At 41.7% G+C, this 1339-nt stretch carries 1 protein-coding gene; it reads right to left on the bottom strand.

Annotation, left to right across the window (positions count from 1 at the left end; all coding sequences use genetic code 11):
* Positions 1 to 102 precede the first annotated feature (102 nt).
* Entirely contained in the window at positions 103 to 1164 is a 1062-nt protein-coding gene (locus RF647_RS18975; protein WP_005794453.1) for an IS5-like element IS1169 family transposase, read from the bottom strand.
* Between the last annotated feature and the right edge of the window lie 175 nt (positions 1165 to 1339).

Here is a 1339-nt window from a genome sequence, read left to right as displayed (position 1 = left end):
GTTTAGTCTTTCAAATTTAGCGAATATTTTCTACCCCCCCCCAAAAAATTTTTACAATAATTAACTTGGGGCTGTTGTAAAAATTGGATGTGCAGGCATAATTCACCCCAACAACTCAGGTTTCAGCCTGATTATTTGCGTGTAACGACTGATGTTATACACAAGACTGGTGAGTGCTACATTGGCTTTAGCACGAATAAGCCCTACTGTACGCACCACAAGTCCACGCATGGTTTGTTCCTCAAACCCGAATACATGCTCGACAAGGCAACGTGTCTTGGATTTTTTCCTATTGTCTGATTTCTGCTCCTTGGTAAGCGGACGGTTACGGTAGCCCTTTTCGCAAATTATCGGATTCATCTTATGCTGTTTTACAATCTCCTCTTGTCCGACATAACCGGCGTCCAAATACAAGTCCTTGCCTTCGTCTTTTTCATCCAGCAGTCCTTCAAAGCCTTTGGAATCATGCACTTCTGCCGACGTGGTATCATAAGAAAGTATGATCTTATTGCGTTTCTCAACTTTAGTATGCTGCTTGTAGCCGTAAAAAGTCTCATCACGCTTCTTTGTCCAGCGGGCATCTACATCCTTGTGGCACTTCTTGTGGGGATTGTCATTCCACAACTTATCACCCGCTCCCTGTTTTATCTGCTCATTTTCATCACGGGTGTTACGTTGGCGAGGGGCAATAACAAAACTGGCATCAATGATGCGACCCTCATTGAATTGCAGACCCTTACTTTCCATGAAACTATGAAATTCCGAAAAAAGCTTGTCATAAACGCCTGTATTTGTCAGGAGTTCGCGATACTTCCACACCGTCTTCTCGTCAGGAACATCGTCAACACATTCAATACCAAGAAACTTGCGGAAACTCGTACGGTCAACTATCTGATACTCTATCTGATGGTCACTCAAACCATAATAACGCTGAAGAAACAAGACCTTGAACATCAGCACACAGTCTATCGGCGGACGACCGGCATTACTTTTGCGCTCTCCGGTAAAAAGGGCTGATTCAAGAGTAGGACGAAAGATCTCAAAATCAACATACTGAGACAACACTTCAAGAGGATTGCCCATTTCATTCAAACGCAATTCACGATTCTCTGACTCAAATAGTTGATTATAACGAAGCTTACGGTATCGGGATAACTTGTTCATTATAAAATTCTTATTTTCTGCAAATTTACGCTCTTGGAACCATATAAACAACTGTACTACAATATTTTAATTTATAGAACTCCTCTTTTATTTTTCCGAAAGTTTTCTGTTCGTCACGTACCCGGCAAAGTTCCCGGTGTGCTTTTTCTTTATACTCCTGAAGAACTTTGATTTC

Origin of the sequence: Kocuria sp. CPCC 205263, from assembly GCF_040981075.1 — a bacterium.
Classification (GTDB): domain Bacteria; phylum Actinomycetota; class Actinomycetes; order Actinomycetales; family Micrococcaceae; genus Kocuria; species Kocuria rosea.
Note: the sequence above shows the minus strand (reverse complement) of the source record. Positions and strands in the feature narration are given on the sequence as shown.

Excerpts from the sequence above, each read along its gene's own strand:
- RF647_RS18975 (WP_005794453.1), bottom strand. The coding sequence starts at position 1,164 with ATGAACAAGTTATCCCGATACCGTAAGCTTCGTTATAATCAACTATTT.